The sequence below is a fragment of the Mycobacterium sp. C31M genome, from assembly GCF_053345865.1.
Window position 1 is genome coordinate 102,989 of sequence record NZ_JBKFAX010000020.1, and the last position, 18,710, is coordinate 121,698.

An 18,710-nucleotide genomic window follows, 5' to 3' on the forward strand; every position below is an offset into this window, starting at 1 on the left:
CCGAGGGCACGGGAAGCCTCGTTGTCGGTTACGATCCCATGCCGTGGTCATGATAATGAAAACCATTGCCGTTAGTGTGGCCGCCGTGTTGGCCACCGCGTGCGCGGGCGGCGAGCAGTCTGCAGGCGGGGAGACGGGTGTCGCGGCAGAGGGGTCCACGGGCTATCCGTTGACCATGGACAACTGTGGGCAGTCGGTGTCCTACCCGGCTGCGCCCCAGCGCGTGGTGACGCTCAACCAGACCGCCGCCGAAATCCTGATCCGGCTCGGTGTCGGTGACCGCGTGATCGGCACCGGGTACGAGATCGAGGACATCGCCGACGATGTCGCCGAGCAGTACAACCGGATTCCGCAGCTGTCGGCGCACGGGCAGGAGGTCAAGCACGAGGCCCTGCTCGGGGCCCAACCCGACTTCGTCTACTCCTCGTTCGCAAGCTTCTTCACCCCCGAGCAGTCCGGGTCGCGGGACGAGCTGCACCAGCTGGGCGTCGACACCTACCTGACCGAGTTCGACTGTACTTACCACGAGGCCGTCTCCGGAGCCGGGTTCGACCTGCTGTTCGACGAATATCGGGACCTGGCAGCTATTTTCGACGTGCCTGAGCGCGGTGAACAGATGGCTGCCGACCAGGGTGCGGTTGTCGACGGCGGCATTGCCACCGCCGAACAGATCGAGGGCACTCCGTCGGTCATGTGGTTCTATTCGACGTTCGGCGGGACACCGTACGCGGCGGGGCCGGGCGGCATGCCGCAGCACGTATCGGATCTGGTCGGGGTGCGCAACATCTTCGACGACGCGTCGACGAAGTGGCCGGAGGTCAGCTGGGACGAGGTGGCTGCACGCAACCCCGACATCATCATTGTGGGCGACCTGACCCGCGGTGAGCCCGGGGACACCGCGCAGGAAAAGATCGAGATGCTCAAGTCCGATCCGCTGACCAGCAAGCTGCCCGCCGTGACCAACGATCGCTTCGTCGTCATCCCGGGCATCCAGATGGACCCCGGCTACAACAGCGCGTTCGCGGTGCCGGCGCTGGCCGAGGGCATCATCGGACTGCAATGACCGGTGTTGCGCTGCGTCCCGCCGCCACCGGTGATCTGCGGCGGTCGCTGGGGCTCGCGGCCGGCTTCGGCTGCGCCGCCGTGATTCTGCTGTTCTCCGTCGTCGCGGCCTCGATGGTCGGCACTGCCGACATCACGCCGTTGCAGGTCGCCTCGACCATCCTGCGCCATCTCGGATTGGGTGCCATCGCGCCTACCGAACCCCTGCCCCCGCTGCTGGACGCACTGATCTGGCAGTCCCGGGTTCCGCGAGTGCTGCTGGCCGCCGCCGTCGGGATCGGGCTGACCGTATCCGGAGCCGTGCTGCAATCGGTGACCCGCAACCCGCTGGCCGATCCGTATCTGCTCGGTGTCTCCAGCGGTGCGTCGACCGGTGCAGTGGCGGTGTTGCTGCTCGGTGTCGGCGGCGGGTTGTCGCTGTCGGCTGGGGCTTTCGCCGGGGCGCTGCTGTCATTCGGGCTGCTGTTGCTGCTGATCGGGGGTGGCCGGGTCGCCAACCCGGCGCGGGTGGTGCTCACCGGCGTCCTGGTTTCACAGTTCTTCGCCGCGCTGACTTCGGTGATCCTGATGGTCAGCGGCGATGCCAACTCCACCCGTGGATTCACCTACTGGTTGCTCGGGTCGCTGGCTGGGGCCAGGTGGGAGCCCGTTGTCCTGGCAGGCGCCGTCATCCTGGTCGGGGTGCTGGCGATCTATTTCTTCAGCCCGGCGCTGGACGCCTTCAACTTCGGTTGGGATGCCGCCGCCGCGCTCGGGATCAACGTGGTCGCCACCCGCGCGTGGCTGATGATCCTCAGCGCGGTGGTGACCGCCGCGGCGGTGGCGGCCTCCGGCGCGATCGGGTTCATCGGGCTGCTGATTCCGCATATCGTCCGAATCCTGTTCGGGCCCATGCACCGTACGCTGCTGCCGATGGCGGCGCTGATCGGCGGCATCTTCCTTATCTGGGTCGACGCCTTCGCGCGGACGGCGTTCAGTCCCAACGAGCTTCCGGTGGGGGTCATCACCGCGCTGCTGGGCGCGCCGGCGTTCGCGATCGTGCTGCGGCGGGTGACCTCGTGACCGGTGACCTCGCAGCGACCGGTGTCACCTGGTCGGTCAAGGAGCGCCGGCTGCTGGACGCTGCCGATCTGCATGCCGCGTCCGGGCAGCTGGTAGGCCTGTTGGGTCCCAACGGTTCTGGCAAGACCACCTTCCTGAGAGTGCTCGCCGGTCTGCGCGCACCGCACGCGGGCGGCGTCACTCTTGACGGTACCGACCTGTTCGGAATGGGCCGCCGCGCCGTTTCGCGCCGGATGGCCGTTGTCGAGCAGGACACCTTCGCCCACACCGATCTGTCTGTCCGTCAGGTCGTCGAGATCGGCCGGACACCGTTCCGCGGACGGTTCGACGCACTCTCAGCAGTCGATCTCGCGGCCATCGACGATGCCCTGCAACAGGTGGATCTGGTGACGCTGCAGCACCGCAGCTGGCAGAGCCTGTCCGGCGGTGAGCGCCAACGTGCCCAACTTGCGCGCGCGCTCGCCCAGCACCCCACCGAAATCCTGCTCGACGAACCCACCAATCACCTCGACATCCGCCATCAGATCGAGTTGCTCGAGTTACTGCGGTCCTTGGATGCCACCTGCGTCATCGCGCTGCACGACCTCAATCTCGCGGCACGCTACTGCGATCGTCTTGTTGTCCTCGACGGCGGGGTCGTGGCGGCCGCGGGTCCATCTCAGGAGGTTCTCACCGTCGACCTGCTGGCGCGCGTGTACGGGGTGGACGCCATTGTCGAGCGGGACGAGCAGTCCGGATCCGTGCGGGTCGTTTTCAGAGGTACGCGCAGGTAGAGTCCGTTTGCGGCGCTGCTGAGGGGTATTCGCGTCGACACCGTTCCAATGTCGTTCATGTTGACAATGAGTTTCAATAGTTCGAGGCGCCGCCGCGAGTGGTCCGGGGATGCGCCGCAAAGGCGGGGGAAATGAAAAGGATCAAGCCGGAATCGGGATCCGTCCAGGAGGCGTTACTCATTCAGCTGTACGGCTTCCGGAGGTCGGGGGGATCTCCATGACCGGTTCTGGCCATGAGTATCACTTCCGGCGGGTCACCGAGATCGACTGTGCCATCGACACCGTGTGGGCGATGGTCACCGACCAGCAGGGCATCAATCGGGAGTTGGCGCCCTACCTGAGGATGACGATGCCGCGTGCGTTCCGCGGTAGGTCGATCGCCGATGTCGAACCCGGTACTCGGATCGGGAGGAGTTGGCTGTTGCTGTTCGGGGTCGTCCCATTCGGTGTCGATGACATCACCATCGCCGAGGTCACCCCGGGCCGGATGTTCCGAGAGGTGTCCCGGATGACCGGGATGCGGACCTGGGTCCACCACCGCACGCTGGAACCGTCGGGGAGCCAGACGATTCTGGCCGACGAGATCACGCTCTGCCCGCGACTGGCCGTTCCGGGTCTCGGCACGTTGATGGCGGCAATCCTGTCGGGATTCTTCGCGCACCGCCATCGCCGGTTGCGCCGGATGATTGCTAGGTGAAGGGCATCGGCGTCACCGCCGCTGCTTCCAGTTGTCGACGGACGGCCGCGGCGATCTGAACCGCGCCGGGCGAATCACCGTGCACACAGATGGATTCCGCGCTGATGTCGATCTCCGAGCCGTCCGTGGCGTTCACCCGACCCTCGGTCACCATGGTAAGCACCCGTTGAGCGATCGCTTCGGCGTCGTGCAGCACCGCGCCCGGTTCGCGTCGCGACACCAACTGGCCGTCGCGGCGGTATGCCCGGTCGGCGAAGGCCTCGGCGACAGTGCGTAGTCCCAGGTCCGTGGCGGCCCCGAAGAAAGCCGAACCGGCCAGGCCCAGCACCGGAAGCCCCGGGTCCACCCGGTGCACGGCCTCGGTCACGGCGCGGGCCTGTACCTCGTTCTCGACGATCGAGTTGTACAGCGCTCCATGCGGTTTGACATAGGACACCGAGGTGCCTGCCGCAGTGGCCAGCGCTGAGAGCGCTCCGATCTGGTAGATCACCTCGGCGGTGAGATCGGTCGGATCCACATCGATGAAACGACGCCCGAATCCAGCCAGGTCCCGGTAACTCACCTGGGCGCCGATCCGGACGCCACGGGCCGCAGCGGACCGGCACACCCTCAGCAACCCCGCCGGGTCGCCGGCATGAAACCCGCAGGCGACATTGGCGGAGGTGACGATGTCGAGCATGGCGTCGTCGTCGCCGAGGGTCCACACCCCGAATCCCTCACCGAGATCGGCGTTCAGGTCGACGGTGGCAGGCACCGCCTCAGCCTAGTGCGACCCGGTGCGCATCGAGGTCGATGCGGTGGTCGGCGGCCGCGATGAGGGTGTCGTCGTGGGTGGCCGCGATGACGGTCGTGCCGGTGTCGGCCAGGTTGCGCAGCCGCTCGATCACCAGCGTGGAGGAGGCGCTGTCCAGACCGGTGGTCGGTTCGTCGAGCAGCAGCACCGGCGCTTCCTGGGCGAAAGCCTGGGCCAGCAGCACCCGCTGTCGTTGACCGCCGGAGAGTTCACCGAGGGTCCGGTTGCGCAGATCGGCCAGTCCGAGTTCGTCTAGCCAGCGTGCCACGACGGCACGATCATGGGCGCGTGGGCGGCGCAGCAGGCCCAGGGCGCGCCAGCGGCCCATCATCACCGCCTCGGCCGCGGTGACGGGGAAGCTGTCGGTGACCTCGCTGCGTTGCACGGCGAACGCGATGTCGCGGCGATCGATCTCGACGGCGCCGGTATCGGGGCTCCGCACCCCGGCCAACAGGCCGAGCAGGGTCGACTTCCCGCAGCCGTTGGATCCGACGATGGCGGTGACCGCGCCGGCGGCGATGCTCAACGTCAGATCGCGGAAAACCGTTGTGCCCGAATAGCTGAAGCCCACGCCGGTGACCCCGACCGCCGGCGCGGACGAGGGAGTGAGGGGGGACACCTTATTGATAATGGGTTTCATTACTGATAGAAGTGTACGCCATGACGTCCTGGCTCACCGATCCTTTCCAGGCGGACATGGTCCTGCGCGCTCTGCTGGCCGGGCTGATCGCCGCCTGCCTGTGCTCGCTCGTCGGATGCTGGGTGCTGCTGCGGCGCAACGTATTTCTGGGCGAAGCCATGACCCACGGCATGCTTCCCGGGGTCGCCATCGCTGCGCTGCTCGGGGTGTCGCTGATGCTTGGCGGGCTGGTGGCGGCGCTGGTGATGGCCTTCGGCGTCGCGGCGATCGGCCGGTCCTCCAAGCTGTCCTCGGACACCAGTATCGGCCTGCTGCTCGTGGGCATGCTGGCCCTCGGCGTCATCGTGGTGTCGCGCTCGCAGAGCTTCGCCGTGGACCTCACCGGGTTTCTGTTCGGCGACGTGTTCGCGGTTCGCACAACCGATCTCTTCGTGCTGGCCGGTGCGCTGTTGCTCACCCTCGGTGCGATCGTGCTGGGTCACCGCGCGTTCGTCGCGGTCACCTTCGATCCCCGTAAGGCCGCCACGCTGGGTCTGCGTCCGCAGTGGGTCATCCCGGCTCTGACCGTGCTGATGGCCGTCGCGATGGTCGCCTCCTTCCACGTCGTGGGCACCCTGCTGGTGCTCGGGCTGCTGGTCGCACCGCCGGCCGCCGCCCTGGCCTGGGCGAAGTCGATCCCCAAGGTGATGGCACTGTCGGCGATCTTCGGGTGCGTCTCGGTGTACGTCGGCCTGCTCATCTCCTGGTACGCCGGCACCGCCGGCGGCGCCACCATCGCCGGTGTCACGGTGCTGTTGTTCTTCGCCTCGACGCTGCTGGCGGCGTTGCGCACGAATCGCCGCCGGGTCGCGGTGCTGGCTGCCTCGGCCGCAGTGCTCGCCGGTTGCTCGTCGGGTGATCTGGCGCCGGAGCCGACGGAGACGTCGCAGGCCACCACCGGTGACGGCGTGGCCGTGCAGGACGGCGCCCGCGAGACGGATGGACCGCTGACCAAGCTGGTACTCGTGGACCCTGCCTCGGGTGACACCTCGGTGTACGACGCGGTCGACGAGGTGGAGGCGGCCATCGGTTCCTATGGCCCGGTCACCGGACTGGACGGTGACGGACGCTTCGTCTATCTGCGGACGGGGGAGCGCACCACCGTCGTGGACGCCGGGGCGTGGACCTTCGACCACGGCGACCACTACCACTATTTCGTCAGCACACCCGCCGAGGTCGCGACACTCGATCTGCCCGCGGCATCGGTCGCTTCCAGCAACTCCGTGGTCGCGGTGACATCGCCCACCGGCACGGTCGAGGTGTTCGACCGGGAGAAGCTCGGTTCCCAGACGGTTGAGGCGCCGGCCGGACTGACCGTCCCGTCCGACACGGCCGCCGCGGTGCCCTACGGCAGCCGGCTGGTCACCGTGACCGCCGACGGTCGCATGCAGGTCACCGGTGAAGCGGGCACGACCGATCTGGCCGGCGAATGCCGAGACGTCTCCTGGACAATGCCGACCCGGCGTGCCGTGGTGTTCGGCTGCGCGACCGGGGCCGTGCGGGTCACCGGCGGCGAGAACGAACTCGCGGTGACCCCGGCACCCTATCCCGCGGACGCGCCCGCGCAGCGCCCGACCGCCATGGAACACCGGGACCGCGCCGACGTTTTCGCCGGCATCGGTGGTGGCCATGTCTGGGTGCTCGACAGCCGCCAGCGGTCGTGGACCCTGCTGCCCGCCGCGGATGCGGTCGCCACCAATTCCAAGGGTGACGGGACCGTGCTGATCCTGCATCGTGACGGCACCCTGTCCGCCGTCGACACCAACACCCGCGCCGAGACGGCCCGTATCCCATTGTTCGACGGGCCGATTCCGGCCGACGGCCCGCAACCGGTCGTCGACCTCGACTCCGATCGCGCCTACGTCAACAATGCCGACGCCAAGGAGATCTACGAGATCGACTATGCCGACGGGTTGCGCATTGCGCGCACCCTGACCACCGAGGTGTCTCCCGCTCTGATGGTCGAGGCCGGCCGGTGACGCGCCGGGTCTGGTTGAGTCTGCTGGCGGTGCTCGGTGCCCTGCTCACCGCGTGCGGCCCGAGCGCCGGTTCCGGCGGCGGTGAGATCGTGGTGACCACCAACATCCTCGGCGATGTGGTGCGCAACGTCGTCGGTGACGCAGCCCCGGTGCGCGTCCTGATGCAACCCAATGCCGACCCGCACTCGTTCGGGGTGTCCGCGCAGGATGCCGCGGCCATGAACGACGCCGCCCTCATCGTCTACAACGGTCTCGGGCTTGAAGAGAACGTCACCCGCAACATCGAAACCGCAGGGGCGCAGGGTGTTCCGGTGCTGGCGGTCGGCGATCACATCGATCCGATCGAATACAGCGCCGGGAACAGTGCAGGCACCCCCGACCCGCACTTCTGGACCGACCCGCAGCGCATGATCACCGCCGTCGACGTCATCGAGGAGACCGTCCGCAACGAGGTCGACGGTATCGACAGCGAAGCCCTCACGCGCAATGCCGATAGCTACCGGTCCCAACTCCGCGAACTCGATGCCGCGATGGTCTCCGACCTCGGCACCATTCCCGCCGATCGCCGCAAGTTGGTGACCAACCACCACGTCCTCGGTTATTTCGCGCCACGGTTCGGCTTCGAGGTCATCGGTGCCGTGGTACCTAGTGGCACCACACTGGCCGCCCCGAGTCCCTCGGATCTGCAGTCGCTGGTCGGCGCGATCGAATCAGCCGGTGTGCCTGCCATCTTCGTCGACTCCTCGCAGCCGGAGAAACTGGCCAGAGTGCTCGCGGAGGATGCCGGGGTGGCGGTGCAGATCGTCTCGCTCTACAGCGAATCACTCAGTCCGCCCGGCACTCCGGGCGCGACCTATCTCGACATGATGCGCGCCAACACCGACGCCATCGTCACCGGTCTGCGATAGCCGCAGACCAGAAAGGGAAGAACCATGTCCAATCCGCGGTGGTTGTACCGCGTCGGCGCCCTGTCGTTCGCCGCGGCCGCGCTCGCGGCCTGTTCGTCGGGCACCGAGGGCGCCGACAGCACAACGAGCTCGGAAACCTCGGGGAGCCCGGCGACCTCCGCGGCACCCAGCGCACCGATCCCCGAGCCGCTGGCCGTGACCTACGACGGCGGCCTGCTGGTCCTCAACGGCGAGACTCTCGAAGTCGCACAGGACATTCCGCTGAACGGCTTCCTGCGGGTCAACCCGGCCGGCGACGAGGGGCACGTGCTCGTCACCACCACCGACGGCTGGCGCATCCTGGATGCCGCCGGTGGCCGCCTCACCGATGACACGTTCGCGGGCGTCGAGGCCGGCCACGTCACCCCACACGGAGAGAACACCGTGCTGTTCGCCGACGGCACCGGCGAGATCACCGCGTTCGATCCGCACGCGCTGGAAGCCGGCGGCATGCCCGAGACCCGTACCTGGAAGACCCCGGAACCGCACCACGGCGTGGCGGTCATCTTGGCCGACGGCACCAGGGTGCAGACCCTCGGCAACCCGGACACCCGGGTGGGCGCCGCCGCGTTTGATGGTGACAACGAGATCGCGCGCAACGAGGAATGCCCCGGCGTGCACGGCGAGACGGTGGCCGCCGACGAGGTCGTCGTGCTGGGCTGTGAGAACGGCGTGCTGAAGTTCGCCGACGGCCAGTTCACCAAGATCTCCAGCCCTACCCCGTACGGCCGCACCGGAAACACCCGCGGCCACGAGGATTCCCCGGTCGTGCTCGGCGACATGAAGATCGACGCGGATGCCGAGCACGAACGGCCTGAGCAGTTCGCCCTGATCGACACCACCACCGACCAGATGCGGATCGTGCCGATGCCCGCCGGTGTCAGCTATTGGTTCCGCTCACTTGGCCGCGGCCCGCAGGCCGAGGCGCTGATGCTCGGGACCGACGGTAATCTGCATGTCTTCGATCCGGTCACCGGCGACGCCCTGCGGTCGATCAAGGTGGCCGAACCGTGGAGCGAGCCCGACGACTGGCAGCAGCCAGGGCCGGCCGTCTTCACCCGCGAGGATGCCGTATACGTCAGCGATCCGGCCACCAAGCAGATCCACCTGGTGGATGTCGCGGCCGGCACCATCGAGAACTCGGTGACGCTGGAGCAGACCCCGAACGAGCTGAGTGGCGCAGTCGGCCACCACCACTGAGCGCAGCCGAGAACGGCCGGCGGGTTGATCGCGCCGGCCGTTCTTGTGCTTCTAGTGTGAATGTTGTTGTGCCACAGACCAGGCCGGCAGTGGATCCGGGTAGCGCAACCACGCCTGCTCACCGGCGGCGACCTCGTCATCGGTCAGCACCGCATCCTCGAGTAGGCGCTGTACCTTTGCGCGATCCAGTTTGATGCCGATGAACACGATCTCCTGGCCCGGCGCGATCTCGGTACCCGACCAGTACTGCGCCGGTTCGATCACCAGGTTCGGCCCGGCCTGCGACCAGATCGCGGCGATGTTCGGTCGGCTGGCGATCCAGCAGAATCCCTTGCTGCGCAACACCCTTGTCACCTGGGTGAGCGCATCGCCGAGGCGTTGTGGGTGAAACGGACGCTCGGAGCGGAACGTCATCGAACTGATCCCGTACTCCTCGGTCTCGGGGGTGTGCCCGTCGGCGATCTCCTCGTCCCAGCCGGGGGTCTGCGCGGCGGCCTCCGGATCGTAGAGTCCGGTGCCGAGTACCTCGTCGATACCGACGATGCCGTGGTCGGTGCGCAACATCCTGGCGGTCGGATTGAGCCTGCGCACCAGAGTTTCGACGGTGTCCAGGGTTGCCGGGCTGACCAGGTCGGTCTTGTTGAGCAGGATGACATCGGCGAACTCGACCTGATCGGTGAGTAGATCGGCGATGCTGCGCGCATCGCCCTCGCCGGCGGCGATCTCGCGTTCGGCCAGCCCCTCACCACGGACGATCTCGGTGAGGAAGGTGGAGGCATCGACCACCGTCACCAAGGTGTCCAGTTTGGCCAGGCTGGACAGGGAGAACCCGTCCTCGAACTCCCACTCGAAGGTGGCCGCCACCGGCATTGGTTCGGAGATCCCGGTCGACTCGATCACCAGGTGGTCGAACCGGTTCTGCCGGGCCAACGCGCCGACCGCGTCGACCAGGTCCTCCCGCAGTGTGCAGCAGATGCAGCCGTTGGTCAGCTCGACCAACTTCTCCTGGGTACGGTCCAGATGGCCCTGCCCGGCGATCAGCGCGGCGTCGATGTTCACCTCGCTCATATCGTTGACGATCACCGCGACCTTGCGGCCGTCCCGGTTGGCGAGGATGTGGTTGAGCAGGGTGGTCTTGCCGGCGCCGAGAAAGCCGGACAGGACGGTGACGGGTAGCGGGGCGGCCATGACACTCCTTATTGAAAACGATTATCAATAAAACATCCTGCGATTAGGCGGCAATTAATGCAAACGGTTATCGTTATCGTCGTGAAGCCTGCCCGCGTTCTCGCCGCCGCCGTCGCGGTGACCGTTCCGTTCGCCCTTGCCGGCTGCGGTTCCGCCGATGAGCCGGCTCAGACGGCCGGTTCCGCCGTCGTGGGCGACTGCCCGACAACACCGGTCAACGTCGTCGTCAGCGTCGACCAGTGGGGGCAGATCGTCTCGGCACTCGGCGGCGCCTGTGCCGAGGTGACCACCGTGCTGGCCGGATCTTCGGTCGACCCGCACGATTTCGAGCCGTCCCCGTCGGATGCGGCGTCGTTCACCGGCGCCCAGTTGGTGGTGATCAACGGCGGGCACTATGACGAATGGGCCGCCAAGCTGGCGCAGAGCACCGCGCCCGACGCCCCGGTCGTGGACGCCATGGAACTGCTCGGCGGCGACCACGCAGGCCACGATCACGAGGGCCATGATCACGAGGGCCATGATCACGAAGGCCATGATCACGATGAGCACGGGCACGAGCCCGGCGGCGCCAATCCGCACGCCTGGTACAGCCCGGTCGCGGTGACCGATGTCGCCGCCGCGGTGACCGCCAAGCTCACCGAACTCGCGCCGGCCGCCGGTGAGTACTTCACCACCCGCCAAGTCGAGTTCACCGAGTCCCTGCAGCCCTACCACGCGCTCATCGACACCATCAGGGCCGGCGCCACAGGCAAGAGTTACGCCGCCACCGAGAGTCTTTTCGACGACATGGCCGCCACCCTGGAGCTGACCAACCGCACCCCGCAGGGCTATCAGGTGGCGTCCTCGAACGAGACCGACCCGTCGCCTGCCGACCTCGATGCCTTCCTGCGTCTGCTCGGTGACCGCGGGGTCGACGTGCTGATCTACAACACCCAGACCGAGGGTTCGGTGCCGCAGCAGTTGCGTGCCGCCGCCGAGGCCACCGGGGTGCCGGTGGTGGATGTGACCGAAACGGTGGCGCCCGGCGCCGATTCGTTCGAGGCTTGGCAGGTGGACCAACTCACCGCCCTCGCCGAGGCTCTCGGCATTCCGACCTAGTGACAGCCGACAGCCCGGCACCGGCCCTGCAATTCGACGATGTCAGCGTCGTCCGCGGCGGGCGGCTGATCTGGTCGGAGGGCACGTTCGTCATCCCGGCCGGGGGCATCGTCGCGCTCATCGGATCGAACGGATCCGGCAAGTCGACGCTGCTGCAGGTGGTGCTGGGCCTGCTGCCGGTGGCCTCGGGCACCGTCCGGGTGCTCGGCGCCAGACCCGGAACCCACAACGAGCTGATCGGTTACGTGCCGCAGGATTACGTGGCCGGCGCCGGCGAGGCGATCCGCGCCCGCGATGCGGTGATGCTGGGCCGCACCGGCCGTCGCTGGGGACTGCGGCGCACGACCCGCGCCGACCGGATCAGCGTGGACGAGGCCCTTGCCGCAGTGGAGGCGACCGAATTCGCCGACCGGCGGGTGTCCCAGCTCTCCGGCGGGCAGCGGCAACGCATCGCGCTCGCCAACGCACTGGTGTCCCGGCCCAAGCTGCTGATCCTCGACGAACCGCTGGCCGCCCTCGATCTGCGCAACCAACACGAGATCGTCGCTCTGCTGGCCCGCCTCAACGCCGAATACGAGGTCACCATTCTTGTTGTGGCCCATGACCTCAACCCGCTGCTGTCGGTGCTCAGCAGCGCGATATACCTGCTCGACGGGCATGCCCATCACGCCGCCATCGACGAGGTGGTCGACGCCGACCTGCTCACCCACCTGTATGGCACCCAGGTCTCGGTGGTCAACACGCTGCAGGGCCAGATGTACATGAGGGCTCCCTAGATGCCGCAAGCTCAGCTGTATCTGGCACTCGGCTACCAGGAGAACTGGTGGCAGATCCTGTCCTCGGCGTTCATGCGCAACGCCGTCATCGGTGGCACGCTGGTCGCGTTGGCCGCCGGTCTGATCGGCTACTTCATCATCGTGCGCAATACGGCCTTCGCAGCCCACGCGCTCGCGCACATCGGTCTGCCCGGCGCCACCGGCGCGGCGCTGCTGGGACTCCCGGTCGGGTTGGGGCTCGGCGTGTTCTGTGTCGGCGGCGCGTTGGTCATCGGTTTCATGGGCAAGCGCGCCGACGACCGTGAGGTCAGTACCGGCACGGTGCTGGCGCTGGCCACCGGGTTCGGCCTGTTCTTCAACTCGCTGGCCACCAAGAACTCGTCCACCCTGACCAATGTGCTGTTCGGCAACCTGTTAGCCATCAGCCACCAGCAACTGCTCACCTTCGCCGCACTGCTGCTGGTCATCGCCGGGTGCATCGTAATCATCTACCGGCCCTTGTTGTTCGCCTCCGTCAACGCTCAGGTGGCCGAGGCCAAGGGCGTACCGGTGCGCACCCTGTCGGTGGTGTTCATGGTGCTGCTCGGGGTGGCGGTCACGATGGCGGTCCAGGCCGTCGGGACGCTGCTGCTGTTCGCGCTCATCGTGACCCCGGCGGCGACGGCCATCATGCTGACCGCGCAACCGTTGGTGGCCATGGCGATCTCGACGGCCATCAGCCTGGCCTCGGTGTGGGCGGGCCTGGTGATGTCGGCGGTGTTCAATCTGCCGCCCAGCTTCGTGATCGTCACCATCGCCTGTCTGACCTGGCTGGTGGTGTGGACCGGTAGCCGTATCGGTAGCCCGGGGCGATCGCACATCCGCTAGCCTCGTAAGGCATGTCCCGAAGTCCGGGTCCGCGTAGGCGGGCGACGCTGGCTTCGTTGGCGGCCGAACTGAACGTCTCGCGCACCACCATCTCCAACGCCTACAACCGCCCCGACCAGTTGTCGGCCGAATTGCGCGAACGTGTGCTGGCTGCGGCCAAGGATCTCGGCTACCCGGGCCCGGATCCGGTGGCCCGCTCGCTACGGACCCGCCGCGCCGGTGCCGTCGGCCTGATGATCACCGAACCGCTCAACTATTCGTTCAGCGATCCGGCCGCACTGGATTTTGTTGCCGGGCTTGCCGAGTCGTGTGAGGAGGCGGGACAGGGACTGCTGCTCGTGGCGGTCGGGCCCAACCGCAGCCTGGAGGACGGTACGGCCGCCGTGCTGTCCGCAGGTGTCGACGGATTCGTGGTGTACTCGGCCTCCGACGACGACCCCTATCTACCGGTTCTGCTGCAGCGGCAGTTGCCCATCGTCGTCGTCGACCAACCTATGGATGTGCCGGGCGCTTCCCGCGTGTGCATCGACGACCGGGCCGCCATGCGACAACTCGCCGACCATGTCATCGGCTTGGGGCACCGCGAGATCGGTTTGCTCACAATGCGACTGGGTCGGGAGTGGCCCGACGAGAGCACCAGGCCGATGGTCGCCGACCCGGAGCGGTTGGACTCACCGCATTTTCACGTACAGCGCGAGCGGGTGCACGGCGTGTACGACGCCATGGCCGCCGCCGGGTTGGACCCGGGCGCCGTCACGGTGGTGGAGAGCTATGAACATCTGCCGGCCTCCGGCGGGCAGGCCGCCGAGGTGGCGCTGGCGGCGAACCCGCGCATCACCGCACTGATGTGCACCGCCGATGTGCTGGCGCTCTCGGCGATGGACTACCTACGCGCCCACGGCATCTTCGTGCCGGGCCAGCTGACCGTGACCGGATTCGACGGGGTGCCCGAAGCGGTGGCGCGCGGTCTGACCACCGTGATCCAGCCCGGTATGGAGAAGGGCCGCCGCGCCGGGGACCTGCTGCACAACCCGCCACGCACCGGACTGCCCGTCGTCGAGTTGCTCGACACCGAGGTCATCCGGGGCCGCACCTCGGGGCCGCCGGCCTAGATCCGGCGCGCCACGATGATGTCGTCGTGGGTGTGCTGCCCGTGCACCCCGGCGGGCACCGGGCGCAAGCGGTGTCGGTGCACCTCGACCTCCCAGCCGTCGTCGAAAAGCGCCACCACATCGTCGTGCAGCAGGTAGATCGCCGGATCGAAACCGTGCGACTTGGCCAGCTCGACATCGATATCGGCGTGATGCACCACCAACAGCAGCCCGCCCGGCGCGACGGCCGCGAGCAGTGCCCGCTCGGCATCACGGTCGGGCGAATGCAGCAGCGCGGGATAGTGCGCGCTCACCAGATCGAAACCGCCGGGCGGTATTTCGAGATCCTCCAGCCGCCCCCGCACCCAGCCGACCTGCACACCGGCCTCGCGGCCGCGGGTCTGTGCCCGGTCCAATGCGACCCGGGAAACGTCCAGAGCGGTGACGGTCCAGCCGTTCTCGGCCAGCCAGACCGCGTCGGCGCCCAAGCCGCAGCCGATGTCCAGCGCCGAGCCAGGCCGCACGCCGGTGATCTGGTCGACGACGCCGGGATTCGGGTGTTGGACGGGTAGGAGGTCGATGAAAGTGTTGTAGCGCTCGTCCCAATCGGTCATGGCCCCATGGTGATTCGCCGTCGGCGATCGGCGCACGTAATGTTGCCGATCAGGCAAGCAGGCGGCCGCGGGCATCGGCCAGGTGGCGCAGCACCGCCGCGACATCCTCGGGGGCATCGACCCGGAACCCGGCCAGCGTCTCGCCGTCACCCACCTTGACCCCGATATCCCGGTCGCGCAGCCGGGCGAAGGCCTTCTCGTCGGTGACATCGTCGCCCAGGAACACCGCCGTGGTGGCATCGTGCAGGGCGCGCAGCTTGTCCACGGCCTCGCCCTTGTCGGTGACGATCACCGCGAACTCCAGTACCGCCTTACCCGCGGTCAGGTGCGCATCCCAGGACGCTGCCGCCGCCCGCGCCGCCGCCAGTGCGGTCTCGCCATCGGCGGTACTCGCGTTGCGCACGTGCAGTGCGACGCTGGCCGGTTTGGTCTCGACAGTGACCCCGGGGTGACCCTCGGCGATGACGCGCAGGGTGGCGATGATCTCCTCCAGCAGGGCGGTGTCGATCGGGCGGACGAAACCGGTGTCGAATTCGGCGCCGTGACTGCCGATCAGATGTACCGAATCCGGTAGCGCGGCAAGCTCGTCGAGCACGCTGCGGGCGCGACCGGAGATCAGTGCGGCGGTGGTGTCGGGTAGGCCGGCCAGCGCCAGCAGCGCCTCGCCGGCCGCGGGTAGTGGTCGGGCATCACCGGGATTGTTGACGATCGGCGCCAGGGTGCCGTCGAAGTCGGAGGTGACCAACAGCCGCGGGGTGGCCGCGGCCAGGGTGAGCGCGTCGCGCAGGGCGTCCGGAAGCACGCCTTCAGACTTTAGGCTGTTCGCCGTCGCCGATGAGCAGTCGCACCGCCAGATCGAGTCGCTTGGCCACATCGGTGGCCGAGGCGCGCCGGGTCAGCCAGGCCAACAGGTTGGACAGCCACACATCGGAGATGACGCGGGCGATGTGGTACTGATCCTCGGTTGGTTCGCCGTCGCTCATGGCACGCGCGAACATCGAGTCCATCAGCTTGCCGACATGGTCCACCTCGCCGGCCGCCGAGGCATCGGCGAAGACGAAGGCCCGGGTCATCGCCTCGGTGAGCAACGGGTTGCGCTGCATGGACCGGTTGAGCCGGCCGACCATCACGTTGAGCCGCTCATAGGGTGTGCCGCCGGTGAGTGAGGCGCGATCGGACTTGGCGTCGATGCGTTCGAACTCGCGGCCCAGCGCCGACACCAGCAGGTGCACCTTGGACGGGAAGTAGCGGTACAGCGTGCCGACGGCGACATCGGCCCGTTCGGCCACCGCACGCATCTGCACCGCCTCGTAACCGCCCTTGGAGGCGATGGCCAGGGTGGCGTCGAGGATGCGTTTGCGGCGTTCGCGTTGCGCTTCGGAACCCAGCTCGGATTCGGACAGAACGGCCACGGCCATCACCTGACGTGGTGAGTCAGAACCCGATCCGGGTTGGGCTGGCGACGACATCTGCCGGTCACTCCTTCGTGGTGCGCGCTAGAGGAGAAACGATACGCATGCCGACTGCTGATTGCTCCCCTCCTTGTCGCAGATCACAGGTGTGTCCTGCGCCGACGGTATCGACTTGACGATCGTGCGCTGGCACTATTAGAACACGTTCTAGTGGGAAGTGTGGCCTTCTCACCCGATGGCGAGGAGATGCCGTGTCCGTGTTGTCGTCGAGGCCCGAGACGTCCGACGGGTCCGAGGCCCGCGAGCTGGTCCGTAGCTGGGCCGCGAGCTCCGCGTCGATCACCGCGGTCCGCGATGTCGAGCTCGGCGACCCCCAGGCCTGGCGCGGCCCGTTTCGGGCGTTCGGTGAACTAGGGGCATTCGGTGTCGCGGTGCCCGAGGAGTTCGGCGGGGCCGGTAGCACCGTCGAGGATCTCGCCGCCATGGTCGACGAGGCCGCCGCCGCGCTGGTACCCGGCCCGCTGGCCACCACCGCGCTGGCCACCCTGGTCGTCGACGATCCGGCGGTGCTCGAGGCGCTGGCCGGCGGTGAGCTCAGCGCCGGCGTCGCCGTCACCGCCGACGTCACCGTCAGCGGGGACACCGCGACCGGCACCGCACCGTATGTGCTCGGCGCCGATGACTCCGGTGTGCTGATCCTGCCCGCCGGGGACCAGTGGATCGTGGTCGACGCGGGCGCCGACGGGGTGGACATCGAGACCCTGACCGCCACCGATTTCAGCAGGCCACTGGCCCGGGTGACACTGTCCGGCGCCCCGGCGCGGACGCTGGCCGCCTCCGGGCAGCGGGTCACCGATCTGATCGCCACCGTGCTGGCCGCCGAGGCCGCCGGGCTGGCGCGCCGGCTGCTGGAGACCGCCAACGACTACGCCAAGGTGCGTGAGCAGTTCGGCAAACCGATCGGCAGCTTCCAGGCCGTCAAGCACATGTGCGCCGAGATGTTGCTGCGCAGCCAGCAGGTCGCCGTCGCCGCCGCCGATGCCGTCGCCGCGGTCTCCGATGACGATCCCGACCAGCTGTCCATCGCCGCGGCGGTGGCAGCGGCCGTCGGTATCGAGGCCGCCAAGAAGAACGCCCGCGACTGCATCCAGGTGCTCGGTGGGATCGGTATCACCTGGGAGCACGATGCCCACCTCTACATGCGCCGGGCCTATGCCGTCGGCCAGTTCCTCGGCGGGCAGTCGGTCTGGCTGCGTCGCATCGTCGAACTGACCCGCGCCGGTGTGCGCCGCCAGTTGCACGTCGATACCGGCGAGGGGGACGCGATCCGTCCCGAGATCGCCGCCGCTGCAGCCCAGATCGCGGCGCTGCCCGTCGACGAGCGTCAGCGCGCCCTGGCCGAGTCCGGGCTGCTGGCCCCGCACTGGCCCAAGCCCTACGGCCGCAACGCCACCCCGGCCGAACAGTTGGTGATCGACGAGGAGCTCGGCGCCGCGCAGGTGTCGCGCCCCGATATCTCCATCGGCTGGTGGGCCGCGCCGACCATCCTGGCAGCCGGCACACCCGAACAGATCGACCGGTTCATCCCCGGCACCCTCACCGGTGACATCTACTGGTGCCAGCTGTTCTCCGAGCCCGGCGCGGGCTCGGACCTGGCTGCGTTGCGCACCAAGGCCGTCCGGGTCGAAAAGGACGGGGCGGCTGGCTGGGCCCTGACTGGGCAGAAGGTGTGGACCTCGAATGCACACCGCGCCAACTGGGGGATCTGCCTGGCCCGCACCAACCCGGACGCCCCGAAACATAAGGGCATCACCTATTTCCTGGTGGAGATGAGCTCACCGGGTATCGATATCCGGCCGCTGCGCGAGATCACCGGCGACGCCCTGTTCAACGAGGTGTTCTTCGACGATCTGTTCGTACCCGACGACTGTGTGGTCGGCGCGGTCGACGGCGGCTGGCCGCTGGCGCGCACCACGCTGGCCAACGAGCGGGTCGCGATTGCCACCGGTGGCGCCCTGGACAAGGGCATGGAGCACCTGCTCGACGTCATCGGTGACCGGGTGCTCGACGGCGCCCAGGAAGACCACGTCGGCCGTCTCATCGTGCTGGCCCAGGTCGGCTCGCTGCTCGATCAGCTTATCGCCCGGCTGGCGGTCGACGGACATGATCCGGGTGCCCCGTCGAGCGTGCGCAAGCTGATCGGGGTGCGCTACCGGCAGGGCCTGGCCGAAGCGGTGATGGACCTCCTCGACGGTGCGGGCATCGTCGACTCGCCCGATGTGAAGTACTTCCTGAACACCCGCTGCCTGAGCATTGCCGGTGGCACCGAACAGATCCTGCTCACCCTGGCCGGTGAGCGGCTGCTGGGGCTGCCCCGCTGATATAGATCGAGTTGGTCCTTCTCAAATGCCTCCGGAGGTGTCAGGAAGGGATCTGTAACTGATTCCTTTTCGGGGTCCGCGTGTTGACGCA

The 18,710-nt window shown here is 67.9% G+C and carries 18 protein-coding genes; 12 read left to right on the plus strand and 6 right to left on the minus strand.

The window, feature by feature from the left end; translation table 11 throughout:
- The first annotated feature begins 85 nt into the window (after nt 1-85).
- From ACLBYA_RS26235 to ACLBYA_RS26250, 4 genes are all read left to right on the plus strand, one after another.
- On the plus strand, nt 86-1,063 hold the full coding sequence (locus tag ACLBYA_RS26235; protein WP_447712387.1) for an ABC transporter substrate-binding protein: 978 nt from the start codon (nt 86-88) through the stop codon (nt 1,061-1,063).
- Nucleotides 1,060-2,124, plus strand: coding sequence for a FecCD family ABC transporter permease (locus tag ACLBYA_RS26240; protein ID WP_447712388.1), 1,065 nt, complete (start codon nt 1,060-1,062; stop codon nt 2,122-2,124). The genes ACLBYA_RS26235 and ACLBYA_RS26240 overlap by 4 nt, the downstream gene beginning before the upstream one ends.
- Nucleotides 2,121-2,897, plus strand: a complete 777-nt coding sequence (locus ACLBYA_RS26245) for an ABC transporter ATP-binding protein (RefSeq protein WP_447712389.1) — start codon at nt 2,121-2,123, stop codon at nt 2,895-2,897. The genes ACLBYA_RS26240 and ACLBYA_RS26245 overlap by 4 nt, the downstream gene beginning before the upstream one ends.
- 217 nt (nt 2,898-3,114) lie before the next feature.
- The gene (locus tag ACLBYA_RS26250) at nt 3,115-3,594 is read left to right on the plus strand and encodes a hypothetical protein (RefSeq protein WP_447712390.1); all 480 of its coding nucleotides are present in this window, start codon (nt 3,115-3,117) and stop codon (nt 3,592-3,594) included.
- On the opposite strand, the gene ACLBYA_RS26255 is transcribed toward ACLBYA_RS26250, so the two are convergent.
- The gene (locus ACLBYA_RS26255; protein ID WP_447712391.1) at nt 3,587-4,348 is read right to left on the minus strand and encodes a LamB/YcsF family protein; all 762 of its coding nucleotides are present in this window, start codon (nt 4,346-4,348) and stop codon (nt 3,587-3,589) included. The genes ACLBYA_RS26250 and ACLBYA_RS26255 overlap by 8 nt on opposite strands.
- Nucleotides 4,349-4,352: 4 nt before the next feature.
- The gene (aztA, locus tag ACLBYA_RS26260; protein WP_447712392.1) at nt 4,353-5,006 is read right to left on the minus strand and encodes a zinc ABC transporter ATP-binding protein AztA; all 654 of its coding nucleotides are present in this window, start codon (nt 5,004-5,006) and stop codon (nt 4,353-4,355) included.
- A 41-nt stretch (nt 5,007-5,047) separates the two neighbouring features.
- On the opposite strand from aztA, the gene aztB reads away from it, so the two are divergent.
- Genes aztB through aztD form a run of 3 tightly spaced genes read left to right on the plus strand, consistent with a single transcriptional unit; the run spans nt 5,048 to nt 9,192 of the window.
- A complete protein-coding gene (aztB, locus tag ACLBYA_RS26265) occupies nt 5,048-7,045 on the plus strand; it encodes a zinc ABC transporter permease AztB (protein ID WP_447712393.1) in 1,998 nt (665 codons plus the stop codon).
- Nucleotides 7,042-7,953 (plus strand): zinc ABC transporter substrate-binding protein AztC, encoded by a 912-nt coding sequence (gene aztC, locus ACLBYA_RS26270; RefSeq protein ID WP_447712394.1) that lies wholly within the window; start codon nt 7,042-7,044, stop codon nt 7,951-7,953. Before aztB ends, aztC begins: the two co-directional genes overlap by 4 nt.
- Before the next feature lie 24 nt (nt 7,954-7,977).
- Nucleotides 7,978-9,192 (plus strand): zinc metallochaperone AztD, encoded by a 1,215-nt coding sequence (aztD, locus tag ACLBYA_RS26275; protein ID WP_447712395.1) that lies wholly within the window; start codon nt 7,978-7,980, stop codon nt 9,190-9,192.
- Nucleotides 9,193-9,243: 51 nt separating this feature from the next.
- Here aztD and ACLBYA_RS26280 read toward each other — a convergent pair whose 3' ends face one another.
- The gene (locus tag ACLBYA_RS26280; RefSeq protein WP_447712396.1) at nt 9,244-10,380 is read right to left on the minus strand and encodes a GTP-binding protein; all 1,137 of its coding nucleotides are present in this window, start codon (nt 10,378-10,380) and stop codon (nt 9,244-9,246) included.
- 57 nt (nt 10,381-10,437) lie between these two features.
- On the opposite strand from ACLBYA_RS26280, the gene ACLBYA_RS26285 reads away from it, so the two are divergent.
- From ACLBYA_RS26285 to ACLBYA_RS26300, 4 genes are read left to right on the plus strand one after another with little or no spacing between them, the layout of a single operon-like run.
- Entirely contained in the window at nt 10,438-11,478 is a 1,041-nt protein-coding gene (locus tag ACLBYA_RS26285) for a metal ABC transporter solute-binding protein, Zn/Mn family (RefSeq protein ID WP_447712397.1), read from the plus strand.
- Nucleotides 11,478-12,254 carry a metal ABC transporter ATP-binding protein gene (locus ACLBYA_RS26290; protein WP_447712398.1) on the plus strand — a complete coding sequence of 259 codons (777 nt, stop codon included), beginning with the start codon at nt 11,478-11,480 and terminating at the stop codon, nt 12,252-12,254. The genes ACLBYA_RS26285 and ACLBYA_RS26290 overlap by 1 nt, the downstream gene beginning before the upstream one ends.
- Nucleotides 12,255-13,121 carry a metal ABC transporter permease gene (locus ACLBYA_RS26295; protein WP_447712399.1) on the plus strand — a complete coding sequence of 289 codons (867 nt, stop codon included), beginning with the start codon at nt 12,255-12,257 and terminating at the stop codon, nt 13,119-13,121.
- Between the two features lie 11 nt (nt 13,122-13,132).
- Entirely contained in the window at nt 13,133-14,233 is a 1,101-nt protein-coding gene (locus ACLBYA_RS26300) for a LacI family DNA-binding transcriptional regulator (protein ID WP_447712400.1), read from the plus strand.
- On the opposite strand, the gene ACLBYA_RS26305 is transcribed toward ACLBYA_RS26300, so the two are convergent.
- From ACLBYA_RS26305 to kstR, 3 genes are read right to left on the minus strand one after another with little or no spacing between them, the layout of a single operon-like run.
- Nucleotides 14,230-14,826 (minus strand): class I SAM-dependent methyltransferase, encoded by a 597-nt coding sequence (locus ACLBYA_RS26305; protein ID WP_447712401.1) that lies wholly within the window; start codon nt 14,824-14,826, stop codon nt 14,230-14,232. The two genes, ACLBYA_RS26300 and ACLBYA_RS26305, sit on opposite strands and share 4 nt — an antisense overlap.
- A 49-nt stretch (nt 14,827-14,875) precedes the next feature.
- Nucleotides 14,876-15,628 carry a trehalose-phosphatase gene (gene otsB / locus ACLBYA_RS26310; protein WP_447712402.1) on the minus strand — a complete coding sequence of 251 codons (753 nt, stop codon included), beginning with the start codon at nt 15,626-15,628 and terminating at the stop codon, nt 14,876-14,878.
- A 4-nt stretch (nt 15,629-15,632) separates the two neighbouring features.
- Nucleotides 15,633-16,238: a cholesterol catabolism transcriptional regulator KstR gene (gene kstR, locus ACLBYA_RS26315; RefSeq protein ID WP_447712403.1), complete on the minus strand. Its 606-nt coding sequence runs from the start codon at nt 16,236-16,238 to the stop codon at nt 15,633-15,635.
- 251 nt (nt 16,239-16,489) lie between these two features.
- Here kstR and ACLBYA_RS26320 point away from each other — a divergent pair, with 251 nt between their 5' ends.
- On the plus strand, nt 16,490-18,619 hold the full coding sequence (locus ACLBYA_RS26320; RefSeq protein WP_447712404.1) for an acyl-CoA dehydrogenase family protein: 2,130 nt from the start codon (nt 16,490-16,492) through the stop codon (nt 18,617-18,619).
- Nucleotides 18,620-18,710: the final 91 nt, after the last annotated feature.